Source organism: Actinosynnema sp. NPDC050801, assembly GCF_040673975.1.
Lineage (GTDB): Bacteria > Actinomycetota > Actinomycetes > Mycobacteriales > Pseudonocardiaceae > Actinosynnema.
Genome location: NZ_JBFAQZ010000003.1, coordinates 214,611 through 230,173, shown reverse-complemented (window position 1 = coordinate 230,173; position 15,563 = coordinate 214,611). Strand labels below are relative to the sequence as shown.

Sequence of the window (15,563 nt, the reverse complement as noted above, 5' to 3'; positions counted from 1 at the left end):
GGCTGGTCACGCGGCGTGGCGCGACGGGCCGGGTTCACCGCGCGGCGACGCGTCCGAGGGTGCTCTGCCGCGCGATGAGCTCGTGCGCGGCGCGCACCTCGATCCCGGGCACCGGCTCGGCGCTGCCGATGCGCGCGAGCAGCCGTTCCACCGCCGTGGTCGCGATGGTGACCTTGTCCGGCGAGATGGTGCTGATCGTCGGGTTGGAGTAGCGACCTTCCTCGATGTCGTCGTACCCGATGAGCGCGATGTCCTCGGGCACGCGCAGCCCGCGATCCAGCACCTCGTGCAGCGCGCCGAGCGCGACCAGGTCGCTGTAGCAGAACACGGCGTCCGGCGGGTCGTCCCGGTCCAGCAGCGCGCGCATCGCGCCCGAGCCGTCGGCCCGGTTGAACCTCGGCGTGTGGATGATCAGCGACTCGTCCACCGGCAGCCCGGCGTCGGCGTGGGCCTGCCGGTAGCCCAGCGTGCGCAGCTGGGCGGCCTCGCCGGTCGGGTACGGCTGGTCGCCGATCGCCGCGACGCGGCGCCTGCCCAGGCCGATCAGGTGCGCGGTGGCCTCGCGGGACGCCGCCACGTCGTCGATGCCGACGTGGTCGAACGTGCCGTTGGACGACCGTTCGCCGAGGACCACGAGCGGCAGCGTCGGATCACCGTCGTCCAGGTCCTCCTGGGCCAACCCGAGCGGGCTGAAGATCATGCCGTCGAACAGCAGCGCCCGCGCACCGCGCCGGATCAGCTCGCGCTCGTGCGCCGGGTCGCCGTCGGTCTGGTCGATCAGCACGTTGTAGCCGCGTTCCCGCGCCCTGGGGATGATGGCCTGCAACAGCTCGGCGAAGTAGGGCGTGTCCAGGTAGGGCACGACCACGGCGATCTGCCCGGACCGGCCGTTGGCCAGGTTGCGGGCCAGCACGTTGGGCCGGTAGCCCAGCTCCTCGATCGCCCGTTCCACCTTCTCGCGGGTCCGCTCGGTGACCCGCGCGTAGCCGTTGACCACGTTCGAGACCGTTCGCGCGGACACGCCGGCGAGCTCTGCTACGTCACGCAGCGTGGCGTCGCGCATCGTTCTCCTCCGTCGGACCGGCGCGGCGGCCCCACCGCTACAGCGCTGCACGGGAGTGTGCATCGCGGCCCGCGTCGCGACAAGTCCCGAACCGCAGGGAGGCGCAACCGTCTCAAATATCGTTTCAATTAAGTTCAGATGAGGTCTTGCAGCGCGGCAAAACGCCGTCCATAGTGCTTTGCAGCGCAGCAAGACCCGGTGCCACGGCGGCAGACGCGGTGGGGTCCCCAGGACCCACCGGCCGTGGTGCGACACCCGGACCCGGCCTCCAGGCACCAGTTCGCGCCTCGCGGGGTCGCCGCTCACCCTGTCCGTCTCGTTCACGCACCGTGATCGCGGTCGCGCATGCCCGGATGCATGCCGCGACGGGAAGGCGCACACATGCTCGGCACCACCTGGTTGGCGAAACTCCGAGGAGGGCTCGCCGCCTGCGGCCTGCTCGCCGTGGCGGCGTGCGGCGGGGCGGGCGGCGACGACGGACCCGTGACGGTGTCCGTCTGGGCCTGGTACCCGGAGTTCAAGGGGGTGGTCGAGGCGTTCAACGCCACCCACCCCGACATCAAGGTCGAGTGGACCAACGCCGGCACCGGGGCGGACCACTACGCCAAGCTCAAGACCGCGATCACCGCCGGCAAGGGCGCGCCGGACGTGGCCATGGTGGAGTTCCAGCAGATCCCCACGTTCGTCATCCTCGACGCCCTGGCGGACATGGGCGAGCACGGCGCCAACGAGGACGAGGGCCTGTACGCGGAGTGGGCGTGGGAGCAGGCCACCGACGGCGACAAGGTCTACGCGATCCCGGTCGACGGCGGCCCGATGGCGTTGATGTACCGCAAGGACCTGTTCGACCAGCACGGCATCCCGGTGCCGACCACGTGGGCCGAGTACGCCGAGGCGGCCGTGAAGATCAAGGCGGCCGACCCGAACGCGCACATCGCGAGCTTCGGCAGCGACGGCGGTTGGCTCAACGGCCTGATGTGGCAGTCCGGCTGCCGCCCGTACGGCTACTCGCACACCACCGCCAAGGACCAGGTGAAGATCAACCTGACCGCGCCGGAGTGCAAGCGGGTGGTGGACCTCATCGGGGACCTGGTCGACAAGGGCCTCATGGCCAAGGACCCGTTCTTCACCGCCGACGCCACCGCCGCGCTGGACTCGGGCAAGTACTGGACGTGGGCCGCGGCCGGCTGGACGCCCGGCTACCTGGCGGGTTCGCTGAAGAACACCACGGGCAAGTGGGCGGTCGCGCCGATGCCGCAGTGGACCGCGGGCGCGGACGAGCAGGGCGACTGGGGCGGCTCCACGTTCACCGTCACCAAGCAGGCCAAGAACCCGAAGGCCGCGACCACCGTGGCACGCGAGCTGTTCGGCAAGTCGGAGGCGGCCTGGGAGATCGGCCTGGACAAGGCGTTCCTCTACCCGCTGGTCAAGGACGTCGCGGCGGACCCGGCGTTCACCGGCAAGGCCTACGAGTTCTTCAACGGCCAGAAGGTGAACGAGATCTTCGTGCCGGTGTCGGAGAAGCTGGGCGACTTCCAGTTCACCCCCTTCCAGGACTTCGTGTACAGCGAGCTGGACGACCGCAGCGCCGAGGCGATGACGGGCGGCAGGTCCTGGGACTCGGTGTTGGACGAGGCGCAGAAGAACGTCGTCACGTACGCCGAGCAGCAGGGCTTCAAGGTCAGCAAGTAGCGACCGGCCCGACGCCCTCAATCCCAGGCCAAGTCAGGAGGTCCACCGTGATGCGGTCCACGCCGATCACGGCGCCCGAGGCCGACGACCCGCCGCCGCTCGCACCGGTCGAGTCCCGCGCGCGGCGGCGGTCGCGCCGGGTCACCGCGCACCCGGTCGCCGGGACGCTGTTCGTCCTGCCGTTCTTCCTCGTCGTCGTCGCGTTCCTGGTCGTGCCGCTCGGGTACGCGTTCTGGCTCAGCCTGTCCAGCAAGAGCCTCGCCCTCGGCACGCGGTTCAGCGGCCTCGACAACTACGTGCGCGCGTTCACCGACCCGTTGCTGCTCGACGGGCTGCTGCGGGTCGTCCTCTTCGGACTCGTGCAGATCCCGATCATGCTGGGTATCGCGCTGGCCGGGGCGCTCGCGCTCGACGCGGTCACCACGAAGTTCGCCATCGCGTTCCGGCTCATCGCGTTCATGCCCTACGCCGTGCCCGCCGTCGTCGGCGCGCTCATGTGGGGCTTCCTCTACAGCCGCACGTTCGGCCCGTTCGCCGACCTGCCCACGCTAGTGGGCGGTGACCCGATCGACTTCTTCAGCGTCTCGCTGCTGCTGGTGTCGCTGGGCAACATCGTGACGTGGGCGTGGACCGGCTACAACATGATCATCCTGTACTCGGCGTTGCAGGGCGTGCCGCGGGAGATGTACGAGGCCGCGGTGATCGACGGCGCCACGCCGGTGCAGATCGCGTTGCGGGTCAAGGTGCCCGCGATCAAGCAGGCGATCTCGCTGGCCGCGATCTTCACCGTCATCGGCACCATGCAGTTCTTCACCGAACCGCAGATCATGGCCCGGTTCGCGCCGCAGATCTCGGCGGGCTACACGCCGAACCTCTACGCCTACAACCAGGCGTTCGCCTACTCGGACTTCCACTACTCCGCCGCGCTCTCCTTCGCGCTCGGCTTCCTGGTGTTCGTGGTGGCCTACGCGTTCGTGTTCGTCAACAACCGCAGGCGGGGGAAGCGCGCATGACCCTCGGCAGAGGTGAGAACCCGACCAGGGTGAAGACCCGGCTCCCGCACCTGTTGATGGGCGTGGGCATCCTGTACTTCCTCGTCCCGCTGCTGTGGGTGGTCGTCGCGGCCACCAAGAGCCAGCCCGACCTGCTCGACAGCCCGGCGCTGTGGTTCGCCGAGTTCAACCTGTTCGAGAACATCGGGCAGCTGTTCCGCGAGGACGACGGCGCGTACGGCAAGTGGCTGGTCAACACGGCGTTGTACTCGGGCCTGAGCGCGGTGGGCGCGACGGCCCTGGCCGCGGCCGCGGGCTACGGCCTGGCCAGGTTCCGGTTCCCGGGCAAGCGGTTGTTCGAGACGGCGTTGCTGGGCATGATCATGGTGCCGGCCACCGCGCTGGTGCTGCCGACGTACCTGATCCTGTCCGAGGTGGAGCTGGTCGACACGATGTGGGCGGTCATCCTGCCCTCGCTGCTCAGCCCGTTCGGGGCGTACCTGATCCGCGTCTACGTGGACGAGAGCGTGCCCGTTGAGCTGATCGACTCCGCCCGCATCGACCGGGCGGGGGAGCTGCGCATCTTCTGGCAGATCGTGGTGCCGATGATGCGGCCCGCGATCGTCACCGTCTTCCTGTTCACGCTGGTCGCCACCTGGAACAACTACTTCCTGCCGCTGGTGATGCTCAGCGACGCCGACCTCTACCCGCTGACCGTGGGCCTGACCACCTGGTTCAACACCGCGCAGCAGGAGGCAGGCACCAGGATGCTGTTCAACCTCGTGGTGACCGGCTCACTGCTGGCCATCGTCCCGCTCATCGTCGCCTTCGTCCTGCTGCAGCGCTTCTGGCGCAGCGGTGCGGCCGCGGGCGCCCTGAAGTAGGAGCACCGTGCTCAACGCCTCCGTTGCCCTCAATCCCGACTACGTCATCGCGCCCGTGCGACGCCGGCTCTTCGGGTCGTTCGTCGAGCACATGGGCCGCTGCGTCTACACCGGCATCTACGAACCCGGCCACCCGACCGCCGACGAGGACGGTTTCCGCGGTGACGTGCTGGAGCTGACCCGCGAGCTCGGGGTCGAGCTGGTCCGCTACCCCGGCGGCAACTTCGTGTCCGGCTACCGCTGGGAGGACGGTGTCGGCCCGGTCGCCGAACGCCCGGTGCGCCGTGAGCTCGCGTGGCACAGCCTGGAGACCAACGAGGTCGGCATCGACGAGTTCGTCCGCTGGGCGCGCAAGGCCGACGTCGAGGTGATGTACGCGGTGAACCTCGGCACCCGGGGTGTCGCCGAAGCGCTCGACGTGCACGAGTACATGAACCACGAAGGCGGCACGCACCTGTCCGAGCTGCGCCGCGCCAACGGGAGCGAGGAGCCGCACGGCGTGAAGCTGTGGTGCCTGGGCAACGAGCTGGACGGTCCGTGGCAGCTCGGGCACAAGACCGCGCACGAGTACGGCCGGCTGGCCGCCGAGACGGCCCGCGCGCTGCGGCAGGCCGAGCCGGACCTGGAACTGGTGGCGTGCGGCAGTTCGAGCTCGGCCATGCCGACGTTCGGCGAGTGGGAGTCCACGGTGCTGGAGCTGGCCTACGACCAGGTGGACCACATCTCGCTGCACGCCTACTACGAGGTGCACGACGGCGACGTGGACAGCTTCCTCGCCTCCGCCACGGACATGGACCACTTCATCGACAGCGTGGTCGCGACCGCGGACGCGGTCGGCGCGCGGCTCAAGAGCAGCAAGAAGATCACGCTCTCGTTCGACGAGTGGAACGTCTGGTACATGAAGCGGTTCCAGGCCGCGCCGCGGACGGAGTGGGAGATCGCGCCGCGGGTCATCGAGGACCAGTACGACGTCACCGACGCCGTGGTCGTCGGCAACCTGCTGATCTCGTTGCTGCGCCACAGCGACCGGGTCGCGGTGGCGTGCCAGGCGCAGCTGGTCAACGTGATCGCGCCGATCCGCAGCGAGCCGGGCGGTGCGGCGTGGCGGCAGACGATCTTCCACCCGTTCGCGTTGACCTCGCGGTTGGCGCGGGGTCGGGTGCTGCGGGTGGAGACGACCTCGCCGACGTACCCGACCGAGCGCTTCGGCGACGTCCCGGTGGTCGACGCGGTGGCCACGCACGACGAGGAGACCGGTGACACGGTGGTGTTCGTGGTGAACCGGCACCGGTCGGAGCCGGTGGACCTGCGGGTCGGCCTCGCCGCGTTCGGCGACGTGGAGGTGGCCGAGGCGTGGACCGTGCACGACCCGGACGGCTCGGCGACCAACACCGAGACCGATCCGGACCGCGTCGTGCCGAAGCCGCAGGACGCGACCATCGCGGACGACGACCTGCACGTCGTGCTGCCTCCCGTCTCGTGGACGGCGGTGCGCCTCACGTCCCGGCCGTGACGTCGCCGGACGTGATCGATCGTCGCCCGGTGTAGCGATCGCCCGCCGGGCGACGATCTCGCCTGTGTGACCCCGTTGCCGCCGGAACCCCCGCGAAAGCCGTTACCGCACTGGACCGTGCCCGTGGTGGCGTTGGTGCTGCTGCTCGTCACGGCCGGGGTGCTGGTGGTGCTGTGGCAGTGGGTGGACGGGCTGGGCCTGGCCGACGCGGACAAGAAGGCCGCCGCGCACCTGGACGTGGTGAAGGTGGTCTCCGGGATCGCGGTCGGCGGTGGTGGCCTGTTCGCGCTCTACCTGGCGGCACGGCGGCAGCGGACCCAGGAGCTGGAGCTGGCCCAGCGCGACCGCGCCCAGGCCCACACGGAGTCGGTCGCCGAGCACACCCGGCTGCACGCCGAGCGGACCGCGGCCGCGGCGGAGCAGGACGCGGCCGAGCGCCGGATCACCGAGCTGTACGCCAAGTCCGTGGAGCACCTGGGGTCCGCCAGCGCCCCGGTGCGCCTGGGCGGGCTGTACGCGCTGGACCGGCTGGCCGACGGGAACCCCGAGCACCGGCAGACGGTGGTCGACGTGGTCTGCGCCTACCTGCGGATGCCCTACCCGCCGGTCGATGAAGCCGACCAGCAGGAGTGGATCCAGGAACGGGAGGTCCGGGTGACCGCCCAGCGCATCCTGGCCTCCCGCTGCGCCCCCACGGGGCGTCACCCGACAGCAGGGCCGACCCCGTGAACGGGCCGGTCAACCCCAAGCACTGGCCGGGTGACCACGACCTCGACCTCACCGGCGCCATGCTGATCGACCTGGACCTGTCCGGGTGCTCGATCCGCGACGCCACCTTCAACGGGGCCTCGTTCCTCGGCGACGCCCACTTCCGGTTCGTGGAGTTCACCCGCCAGACCACGTTCGACCGCGCGCGGTTCGAGAGCCGCGCTCTGTTCCAGGACGCGCGGTTCAGGCAGACAGGCTCGTTCCTCGGGACGGTGTTCGTCGGCGCGGCCATGTTCGACAAGGTTCGCTTCGTCAACTCCGCGTGGTTCTTCGATGCCGAGTTCACGGACCAGGCGTCGTTCGGCGAGGCGTCGTTCCACGGGCAGGTCGGCTTCCACCGCACGCGGTTCGCCGACGTCACGTTCGAATCGGCGCGGATGGCGATGCCGGGAGAATTCGTGGAGCTGAGGTGCACCGGGGACGCGGTCTTCAGTCGCGTCCACTTCGCGAGTGGGGCCACCTTCACAGCAGCGGAGTTCGGCGGGACCGTGGTCATGTCGGGTGCGCTGGCGCGGGTGGACGACGAAGACGGGTTCCGCCGCGAGGTCGAGGCGTGGCCACCCGGGTGGAAGACCGCCGGGATCGCCGACAAGTACGCACCGCCGGGAGGTCGGTGGGAGCGACTGGTGCCGGAGGACTGAGCCGCGTCACGTCCGCCTCGGATCGCGGCGGGCCGTCCGGTGACACGGTGGTCACCGGACGGAACCCGGCCGCGATCCGAGGTGACGTGCGCGCCGCTCAGGCGCCGACGTAGTCCGCCAGGTGCTCGCCGGTCACGGTGGAGCGCTTGGCGACCAGCTCGGCCGGGGTGCCCTCGAAGACGATCCGGCCGCCGTCGTGGCCCGCGCCCGGACCCAGGTCGATGATCCAGTCCGCGTGCGCCATGACCGCCTGGTGGTGCTCGATGACGATGACCGACTTGCCCGAGTCGACCAGCCGGTCGAGCAGGCCGAGCAGCTGCTCGACGTCGGCCAGGTGCAGGCCCGTGGTCGGCTCGTCGAGGATGTAGACCTCGCCCTTGTCCGCCATCTGCGTGGCCAGCTTGAGCCGCTGCCGCTCACCGCCGGACAGCGTGGTCAGCGGCTGCCCCAGGGTGAGGTAGCCGAGGCCGACGTCGGCGAGCCGGTCGAGGACCTTGTGCGCGGCGGGCGTGCGCGCCTCGCCGTCGGCGAAGAACGCCTCCGCCTCGACCACGGACATCGCGAGCACCTCGGCGATGTTCCGGCCGCCCAGTGTGTACTCCAGCACCGACGCCTGGAACCGCTTGCCGTCGCAGTCCTCGCACGTGGTCTCCACGGTCGCCATCACGCCCAGGTCGGTGTAGATGACGCCGGCGCCGTTGCACGTGGGGCAGGCGCCCTCGGAGTTGGAGCTGAACAACGCGGGCTTCACGCCGTTGGCCTTGGCGAACGCCTTGCGGATCGGTTCGAGCAGGCCGGTGTAGGTAGCCGGGTTGCTGCGCCGGGAACCCCGGATCGCGCCCTGGTCGATCACCACGACGCCCTCGCGACCCGCGACCGAGCCGTGGACCAGCGAGCTCTTGCCGGACCCGGCGACGCCGGTGAGCACGCACAGGACGCCGAGCGGGATGTCCACGTCGACGTCGCGCAGGTTGTGGGTGTCGGCGCCGCGCACCTCCAGCGCGCCCGACGGCGTCCGCACCGACGGCTTCACCGACGCCCGGTCGTCCAGGTGCCGCCCGGTGAGGGTGTCCGCGGCACGCAGCCCGTCGACCGTGCCCTCGAACACCACCTCGCCGCCGCCCGTGCCCGCGGCGGGCCCGAGGTCCACCACGTGGTCCGCGATCGCGATGACCTCGGGCTTGTGCTCCACCACCAGCACGGTGTTGCCCTTGTCCCGCAGCTGCCGCAGCAGCGCGTTCATCCGCTCGATGTCGTGCGGGTGCAGGCCGATGGTGGGCTCGTCGAAGACGTAGGTGACGTCGGTGAGCGACGAGCCGAGGTGGCGGATCAGCTTGGTGCGCTGCGCCTCACCGCCGGACAGCGTGCCGGACGGCCGGTCGAGCGAGAGGTAGCCGAGGCCGATGTCCACGAACGAGTCGAGCGTGCGCCTCAGGTTGGTCAGCAGCGGCGCCACCGAGGGCTCGTCCAGCGCGCGCACCCAGTCGGCCAGGTCGCTGATCTGCATCGCGCAGACGTCGGCGATGTTCTTGCCCTCGATCTTGGACGAGAGGGCTTCCTTGGCCAGGCGGGTGCCGCCGCACTCGGGACAGGTCGTGAAGGTCACCGCCCGCTCCACGAACGCCCGGATGTGCGGCTGGAGCGCGTCGAGGTCCTTGGACAGGTAGGACTTCTGGATGGAGGGGATCAGGCCCGAGTAGGTCAGGTTGATCCCGTCGACCTTGATCTTGGTCGGCTCCTTGTGGAGCAGGTCGTGCAGCTCGCGCTTGTTGTACTTGCGGATCGGCTTGTCCGGGTCGAAGAAGCCGCAGCCGCGGAAGATGCGCCCGAACCAGCCGTCCATGCTGTAGCCGGGGATGGTCAGCGCGCCCTCGTTGAGCGACTTGCTGTCGTCGTACAGCGCGGCGAGGTCGATGTCGTTGACCGAGCCCATGCCCTCGCACCGCGGGCACATGCCGCCGAGGCGGTTGAACGTCGCCTTCTCGGCCTTGGTCTTGCCGCCGCGCTCGACCGTGATCGCACCGCTGGCCTTCACCGACGGGACGTTGAACGAGTACGCGTTGGGCGGGCCGATGTGCGGCGTGCCGAGCCTGCTGAACAGGATGCGCAGCATGGCGTTGGCGTCGGTGACGGTGCCGACCGTCGAGCGCGGGTTGGCGCCCAGCCGCTCCTGGTCGACGATGATCGCGGTGGTCAGCCCTTCGAGCACGTCGACCTCGGGCCGCGCCAGCGTGGGCATGAAGCCCTGCACGAACGCGCTGTAGGTCTCGTTGATCATCCGCTGCGACTCCGCCGCGACCGTGCCGAAGACCAGCGAGCTCTTGCCCGACCCGGAGACGCCGGTGAACACGGTCAGCCTGCGCTTGGGGATCTCGACGCTGACGTCCTTGAGGTTGTTCACGCGCGCGCCCTGCACGCGGATCGTGTCGTGGCTGTCGGCGGCGTGCGGCGCGGGCGACTGGGTGCCCTGCTGGGCGCCCTTCTTGGCCGGGCTCATTCGGGTCTCCATCTGGTCGGGCGGGGGTGGTTCGCGCTGCGGCGCACGTGGGTCGGGGCGGGTGCGATCACCCCGCTCCGGCGGCGGCGCGTCGGGGGAGCGGGACGTCGACGCGGGGCCGTGCGCGGGAGCGGGGCGGCACTCATCGGTCTGGGGCGATCGGCCGCGGTGGCCGGGCGGTTCAGCGCAGCTGCTGGATGCGGATCAGGTTGCCCGCCGGGTCGCGGAACGCGCAGTCGCGCACGCCGTAGGGCTGCTCGGTCGGCTCCTGGACGACCTCGGCGCCGTCGGCCTGGAGCTTGTCGAACACGCCGTCGAGGTCCTTGGTGGCGAGGTTGATGCCGGCGAAGGTGCCCTTGGCCATCATCTCGACGATGGTGCGGCGCTCGTCCTCGGTGATGCCGGGGTCGGCGGCGGGCGGGTGCAGGACGACGGACGTGCCGGGCTGGCCGACGGGGCCGACGGTGATCCAGCGCATCCCCTCGTACCCGACGTCGTTGCGGACCTCGAAGCCGAGGGTGTCGCGGTAGAAGGCCAGCGCGGCCTCCGGGTCGTCCTGCGGGAGGTAGGTCTGGTGAATGGTGATGTCCATGGCCGTCACGCTAGGTGAGGCTCGGGGGTCGGCGCTTCTCGATTCCTGATCGGTCTGGTGACCTGCTTGGCCACGCACGGCGGCATCCCCTCCGTCTCGCCCGTCGCCTGCCGCCGATAAGTGCTGGGTGGCACGCCGACCAGCTCGGTGAAGCGGGTGCTGAAGGTGCCCAGGGACGAGCAGCCGACCGCGAAGCAGACCTCCGTGACGCTGAGGTCGCCACGGCGCAGCAGCGTCTTCGCGCGCTCGATGCGCCGGGTCATCAGGTACGAGTACGGTGACTCGCCGTAAGCGCGTCGGAACTGGCGGCTGAGGTGCCCGGCGGACATGCTGACGCCGCGGGCGAGCGCCTCGACGTCCAGTGGTTGCGCGTACTCCCGGTCGATCCGGTCGCGGACGCGGCGCAGCAGCGCGAGGTCGCGCAGGTGCTGCGCCGCAGCTGGTGTGCTCGTCACGTGCGCGATCGTGCCACATGGACGGACGCCGAGCAGGCTTTCGCGGCCGGTGGTGGCAGTCTGGCGATCATGGTCACGCGTGGGTTGTTGTTGATCGGTGGTGGCGCCGGGGTCGGCAAGTCGAGCGTCGGTTGGGAGGTCTCCCAGTTGCTCCAGGCGGGCGGGACGGCGCACTGCTTCGTGGAGGGCGACTTCCTGGACCAGATCCACCCGGCGCCCGCCGACGACCCGCACCGCACCGCGATCACCGAGCGGAACCTGGCCTCGATCTGGGCCAACTACGCCGCCCTCGGTCAGCGGCGGCTCGTGTACACGAACACGGTGAGCGTGCTGGAGGAGCCGATGCTCCGGCGTGCCATGGGACCGGGGGAGGTCCGGTCCACGCTGGTGCTGCTCACCGCCGAGGAGGCGACCGTCCGGGAACGCCTCGCGCGCCGTGAGATCGGCTCCCAGCTCGCGCCGCACGTCGAGCGGAGCCTGGCGATGGCACGCCTGCTGGACGCGGAAGCGCCGCCGGGGACCGTGCGCGTCGCGACGGACGGCAGGTCGGTCGAGGACATCGCCCGCGAGGTCGTGCGCGTCGCCGCCTGGTGAGCCGGGGTCGCGGTCGCCACGGCCGTCACCGTCACGGGAGCGACGCGGGCAGCCCGAACGCCGGGAAGTGACCGGCCCCCACGAACGACGTGACCTCGCAGATCAGGTCGTCGCGCAAGGTCAGCACGTTGATCGCCCACGCCAGGTGCGCGCCCGCGCCGTCGTCCCACAGGTAGCAGGCGACGGCGGGCTGGCCGTTCGCGCCGGTCTCGACGTGCCGCCACGGCGGGCAGCCGGTCAGCGGCACCCGCACGGCGAAGTCGGTGACCGCCTCGATGCCCCGGTACCAGTGCGGCAGCGGCGGCATCGACCAGGTGACGTCCTCGGTCAGCAGCGCGACCAGGGTGTCGGCGTCACCGCGTTCCAGCGCGCCGGAGAAGTCGGCCACGACCTGCCGCAGGCGGGCGTCGTCGATCAGGCGCAACGTCTGCTGCTGCGTGCGCGAGGGCACCTTCTCCGCCACGACCCGCCGGGCGCGGGCCAGCGCGGAGTTCACCGACGTGGTCGAGGTGTTCATCATCGCGGCGATCTCGGCCGCCGAGAAGCCGAGCACCTCGAACAGCAGCAGCGCCGCCCGCTGGTTGCCCGGCAGGTGTTGCAGGGCGGCGACGAACGCCAGCTCGACGGCCTCGCGCTGTGCGTAACGCCCGTGCGGTCCACCGTCGCCGAGACCGGCGTCGGGGTACGGCCCGAGCCAGGCCACGTCGGTCGACGGCCGGTCGCCGACCACCGCGCGCTCGCTGGACGGCCCCAGGTCGACCGGGAGGGCGCGCCGACCCCGGCTCTCCGCGGTGTCCAGGCACGTGCGCGTGGCTACCGCGTACAGCCACGAGCGCAGCGAGCCGCGTCCTTCGAAGCGGCCGAGCCCGCGCCACGCCCGCAGCAGGGCGTCCTGGAGGGCGTCGTCGGCGTCGTGCGTGGAGCCGAGCATGCGGTAGCAGTGGGCGTGCAGCTCCCGGCGCAGCGGTTCGACCAGGCGGGTGAACGCCGCGCCGTCGCCCTCGCGTGCCCGGTCCAGGTCGGGGTCCTCGATCGCCGCCGCGGAACTCACCGGGGAAACTTCGCTCACGAGCGACGATTCTGCCCCACCCCGGGAGTCACTACCGGTGAACGAGCACTTCAGAGGACTTCCGGGAGGAACCGCCATGACCCACACCGCCACCGTCGACACCCTCCGTGTGCCCGACGCACTGTTGCACTACGAGGTGCGCGGCCGGGGACCGCTGGTGGTGCTGGTCGCCGCGCCGATGGACGCCAGGTCGTTCGAGCCGCTGGCCGACCTGCTCGCCGCGGACCACACCGTGCTGACCACCGACCCGCGCGGCATCAACCGCAGCGAGGTCGACGACCCGGACCGCGACGCGACCCCGGAGCTGCGCGCCGACGACATCGCCCGGCTGATCGAGCACCTCGACGCGGGTCCGGCCGCGGTCCTCGGCTCCAGCGGCGGCGCGGTCAGCGTGCTGGCGCTCGTGCAGGCCCGGCCCGACCTGGTGCACACCGCGATCCCGCACGAGCCGCCCCTGGACCAGCTCGTCCCCGACCGCGAGGACCTGCTGCGGCGGACCGACGAGATGATCGCCACCTACCGCTCCGGCGATCCGGTCGGCGCGTGGCGGCAGTTCATGGCCATCGCGAACATCCAGATGCCCGACGAGGTGGTCGAGCACGTCTTCGGCGGCGAGCGCGACCCGCGGGACCTGGCCGACGAGCGCTACCAGTACGAGCACATGCTGCGGCCGACGGTCCACTGGGTGCCCGACTTCGACGCGCTGCGCTCGGCGTCGACCCGGATCGTGGTCGGCATCGGCGAGGACTCGGTCGGCGAGCTGTGCGAGCGCACGTCGACGGCGCTGGCGGACGGGCTCGGCCTGGAGCCGACCAGGTTCCCCGGCGGCCACATCGGCTTCGCCGACGACCCGGACCGCTTCGCCACCCGGTTGCGCGAGGTGCTGGGGCAGGCCTGACCGACGAGGCTGCGACGGACGGACGCTGTTCAGCACCGTCCGTCGCCGCCGGGCCGCAGGTGAGGTCGGCGTCGTCACCAGGCGTGACGAGGCGTCGCGTCAGGCGGGTACGCGGCGGCGGTCGACCACGACCGACAGGGCGGCCACCGCCAGCCCGGCCAGGCTCAACCCCACTCCGACCCACGCGGTGGAGGTGTAGCCCCAGCCGGCGCCGATGGCGAGACCGCCGAGCCACGCGCCCGCGCCGTTGGCGATGTTCAACGCCGAGTGGTTGGACGACGACGCCAGCGACGGGGCGTCGGGGGAGGCGTCCATCAACCGCACCTGCAACGCCGACGCCAGCACCTGCGACACGAGCCCGATCAGGAACACCGTGCCGAACGCCATCACCGGCGAGGTGGCGGTCAGCGCGAACACGACCAGCACGACCGTCACCGCGATCAGCGAGCCGAACACCGTGCCCATGACCGAGCGGTCCACGAACCGGCCGCCGACCGTGGCGCCGAGCGTCATGCCGAGGCCGAACACCGCCAACACCCACGGCACGGCGGACGCGGACAGCGCGGTGACCTCGGTGGTGATCGGCGAGATGTAGGAGTAGACGGCGAACATGCCGCCGAACCCGATCATGCCGGTGAGCAGCGCGAACCACACCTGCGGACGGCGGAACGCGCTGAGCTCGGCGCCCACGCTCGCGTCCCGGGCGGCCGGGACGCGAGGCAGCCACCTGGCCACGGCCAGCGCCGTCACCAGCGCGATCACGGTCACCGCGAGGTAGGCGACGCGCCACCCGATCTGCTGACCGGCGGCGGTGGCGACCGGCACGCCGACCAGGTTGGCCAGGGTCAGGCCGACCATGATCCGGGCGACCGCCGTGCCGCGCCGCTCCGGTGGCACGAGCGTGGTGGCGACCACGGCGGCGATGCCGAAGAACGCGCCGTGCGGCAGGCCGGCCACGAACCGCGCCGTCATCAGCAGGCCGGTGTTCGGCGCGATGGCGGACAGGCCGTTGCCGAGCGCCAGCGCGATCGTCAGGCCGATCAGCAGGCCCTTGCGCGGCAGCTTCGCGGCCAGCCCGGCGATGAGCGGCGCCCCGACCACCACGCCGAGCGCGTAGAGGCTGATCGCGTGGCCCGCGGTGGGGATCGAGATGTCGAACGTGGCCGCCATCTGCGGCAACAGGCCCATGGTGGCGAACTCGGTCGTCCCGATGCCGAACCCGCCGAGCGCGAGCGCGGCCATCGCGGCCCCGCCGTTCTTGCCCCGCGGGCGGGTCGCGGTGGACTCGACCGTCGCCGTCATGCGTCGCTCCTGTCGTCTGTCCCGAGTCGACAGTGACCGCGCGACTGGTTTGCTTAGCTACGGAAACGATTTTAACGGTCCCGTCACGCGCGTCGGCGCCCGCGCCGCGTGCTGCTGCTCACACGGGACGGGCGCCGACGCGTCCGGTCAGTCCCGGGCCTCCGGTTCGTCCTTCGGGATGTCCAGGGCGGTGCCGTAGAGGCGGGTCGCCGGGAACGTGATGGTCAGGCGGCGGTCCGGCTCGCCGTTCCCGCCCTCGTTCTCCACGAGTTCCGCGTCACCCTCCACCGCGGCGAACGACCACACGTCCGGCCCGCTGACGTGCAGCGCGACCCTCGGGTTGGCCCGGATCTGGCGTGCCTTGAGGCGGTCTGCCGTGGTCGAGACGCGGATGACCCGTTCCTTCGCGTCCCACTGGTACAGCACGGTGGACAGGTGCGGGTGGCCGCTGCGCTTCACCGTGGCCAGCACGCCGAACTGCTGCTTGCCGAGCAGGTCCACCAGCTCGTCGTCGGTCAGGGTGCGGGGCGCGGGGCCGGCGTTGACGGTCATGTCGATCTCCTTCGGGGAGTGGAACGGGAGTGAAACGGGAGTGGGAACGGG

The 15,563-nt window shown here is 71.1% G+C and carries 15 protein-coding genes; 8 read left to right on the top strand and 7 right to left on the bottom strand.

The genetic code is table 11. The features are described 5' to 3' along the window. Positions 1–34: 34 nt before the first annotated feature. A complete protein-coding gene (locus tag AB0K14_RS09100) occupies positions 35–1,063 on the bottom strand; it encodes a LacI family DNA-binding transcriptional regulator (RefSeq protein WP_360451217.1) in 1,029 nt (342 codons plus the stop codon). Between the two features lie 381 nt (positions 1,064–1,444). Here AB0K14_RS09100 and AB0K14_RS09095 point away from each other — a divergent pair, with 381 nt between their 5' ends. From AB0K14_RS09095 to AB0K14_RS09070, 6 genes are all read left to right on the top strand, one after another. Then, positions 1,445–2,755 carry an extracellular solute-binding protein gene (locus AB0K14_RS09095; protein WP_360451214.1) on the top strand — a complete coding sequence of 437 codons (1,311 nt, stop codon included), beginning with the start codon at positions 1,445–1,447 and terminating at the stop codon, positions 2,753–2,755. A gap of 50 nt (positions 2,756–2,805) precedes the next feature. Further along, a complete protein-coding gene (locus AB0K14_RS09090) occupies positions 2,806–3,768 on the top strand; it encodes a sugar ABC transporter permease (RefSeq protein WP_360451342.1) in 963 nt (320 codons plus the stop codon). Beyond that, on the top strand, positions 3,765–4,631 hold the full coding sequence (locus AB0K14_RS09085) for a carbohydrate ABC transporter permease (RefSeq protein WP_360451213.1): 867 nt from the start codon (positions 3,765–3,767) through the stop codon (positions 4,629–4,631). The genes AB0K14_RS09090 and AB0K14_RS09085 overlap by 4 nt, the downstream gene beginning before the upstream one ends. A gap of 7 nt (positions 4,632–4,638) precedes the next feature. Next, complete coding sequence (locus tag AB0K14_RS09080; RefSeq protein ID WP_360451210.1) at positions 4,639–6,144, top strand: alpha-N-arabinofuranosidase; 1,506 nt, start codon at positions 4,639–4,641, stop codon at positions 6,142–6,144. A gap of 126 nt (positions 6,145–6,270) precedes the next feature. Beyond that, positions 6,271–6,873 carry a hypothetical protein gene (locus AB0K14_RS09075; RefSeq protein ID WP_360451207.1) on the top strand — a complete coding sequence of 201 codons (603 nt, stop codon included), beginning with the start codon at positions 6,271–6,273 and terminating at the stop codon, positions 6,871–6,873. Then, positions 6,870–7,553 carry a pentapeptide repeat-containing protein gene (locus AB0K14_RS09070; RefSeq protein WP_360451204.1) on the top strand — a complete coding sequence of 228 codons (684 nt, stop codon included), beginning with the start codon at positions 6,870–6,872 and terminating at the stop codon, positions 7,551–7,553. The genes AB0K14_RS09075 and AB0K14_RS09070 overlap by 4 nt, the downstream gene beginning before the upstream one ends. A gap of 97 nt (positions 7,554–7,650) precedes the next feature. On the opposite strand, the gene AB0K14_RS09065 is transcribed toward AB0K14_RS09070, so the two are convergent. From AB0K14_RS09065 to AB0K14_RS09055, 3 genes are all read right to left on the bottom strand, one after another. Then, positions 7,651–10,050 carry an excinuclease ABC subunit UvrA gene (locus AB0K14_RS09065; RefSeq protein ID WP_360451201.1) on the bottom strand — a complete coding sequence of 800 codons (2,400 nt, stop codon included), beginning with the start codon at positions 10,048–10,050 and terminating at the stop codon, positions 7,651–7,653. A gap of 181 nt (positions 10,051–10,231) precedes the next feature. After that, positions 10,232–10,642 carry a VOC family protein gene (locus AB0K14_RS09060; RefSeq protein WP_360451198.1) on the bottom strand — a complete coding sequence of 137 codons (411 nt, stop codon included), beginning with the start codon at positions 10,640–10,642 and terminating at the stop codon, positions 10,232–10,234. A 5-nt stretch (positions 10,643–10,647) separates the two neighbouring features. Further along, a complete protein-coding gene (locus tag AB0K14_RS09055; protein WP_360451195.1) occupies positions 10,648–11,097 on the bottom strand; it encodes a helix-turn-helix transcriptional regulator in 450 nt (149 codons plus the stop codon). A 69-nt stretch (positions 11,098–11,166) separates the two neighbouring features. On the opposite strand from AB0K14_RS09055, the gene AB0K14_RS09050 reads away from it, so the two are divergent. Continuing rightward, positions 11,167–11,691, top strand: a complete 525-nt coding sequence (locus AB0K14_RS09050; protein ID WP_360451192.1) for a hypothetical protein — start codon at positions 11,167–11,169, stop codon at positions 11,689–11,691. A 31-nt stretch (positions 11,692–11,722) separates the two neighbouring features. Here the strand turns inward: AB0K14_RS09050 and AB0K14_RS09045 are convergent, their stop codons facing one another. After that, entirely contained in the window at positions 11,723–12,760 is a 1,038-nt protein-coding gene (locus AB0K14_RS09045; RefSeq protein ID WP_360451189.1) for a sigma-70 family RNA polymerase sigma factor, read from the bottom strand. A 76-nt stretch (positions 12,761–12,836) separates the two neighbouring features. Between AB0K14_RS09045 and AB0K14_RS09040 the strand changes: the two genes are divergently transcribed. Then, on the top strand, positions 12,837–13,658 hold the full coding sequence (locus AB0K14_RS09040; protein ID WP_360451187.1) for an alpha/beta hydrolase: 822 nt from the start codon (positions 12,837–12,839) through the stop codon (positions 13,656–13,658). Between the two features lie 99 nt (positions 13,659–13,757). Here AB0K14_RS09040 and AB0K14_RS09035 read toward each other — a convergent pair whose 3' ends face one another. After that, positions 13,758–14,960: an MFS transporter gene (locus AB0K14_RS09035; RefSeq protein WP_360451184.1), complete on the bottom strand. Its 1,203-nt coding sequence runs from the start codon at positions 14,958–14,960 to the stop codon at positions 13,758–13,760. 147 nt (positions 14,961–15,107) lie between these two features. Further along, complete coding sequence (locus tag AB0K14_RS09030; RefSeq protein WP_360451182.1) at positions 15,108–15,512, bottom strand: TIGR03618 family F420-dependent PPOX class oxidoreductase; 405 nt, start codon at positions 15,510–15,512, stop codon at positions 15,108–15,110. Between the last annotated feature and the right edge of the window lie 51 nt (positions 15,513–15,563).

Coding starts and splice junctions, on each gene's coding strand:
- AB0K14_RS09100 (WP_360451217.1), bottom strand. CDS start 1,063: ATGCGCGACGCCACGCTGCGTGACGTAGCAGAGCTCGCCGGCGTGTCC.
- AB0K14_RS09095 (WP_360451214.1), top strand. CDS start 1,445: ATGCTCGGCACCACCTGGTTGGCGAAACTCCGAGGAGGGCTCGCCGCC.
- AB0K14_RS09090 (WP_360451342.1), top strand. CDS start 2,806: ATGCGGTCCACGCCGATCACGGCGCCCGAGGCCGACGACCCGCCGCCG.
- AB0K14_RS09085 (WP_360451213.1), top strand. CDS start 3,765: ATGACCCTCGGCAGAGGTGAGAACCCGACCAGGGTGAAGACCCGGCTC.
- AB0K14_RS09065 (WP_360451201.1), bottom strand. CDS start 10,050: ATGAGCCCGGCCAAGAAGGGCGCCCAGCAGGGCACCCAGTCGCCCGCG.
- AB0K14_RS09060 (WP_360451198.1), bottom strand. CDS start 10,642: ATGGACATCACCATTCACCAGACCTACCTCCCGCAGGACGACCCGGAG.
- AB0K14_RS09050 (WP_360451192.1), top strand. CDS start 11,167: ATGGTCACGCGTGGGTTGTTGTTGATCGGTGGTGGCGCCGGGGTCGGC.
- AB0K14_RS09040 (WP_360451187.1), top strand. CDS start 12,837: ATGACCCACACCGCCACCGTCGACACCCTCCGTGTGCCCGACGCACTG.
- AB0K14_RS09035 (WP_360451184.1), bottom strand. CDS start 14,960: ATGACGGCGACGGTCGAGTCCACCGCGACCCGCCCGCGGGGCAAGAAC.
- AB0K14_RS09030 (WP_360451182.1), bottom strand. CDS start 15,512: ATGACCGTCAACGCCGGCCCCGCGCCCCGCACCCTGACCGACGACGAG.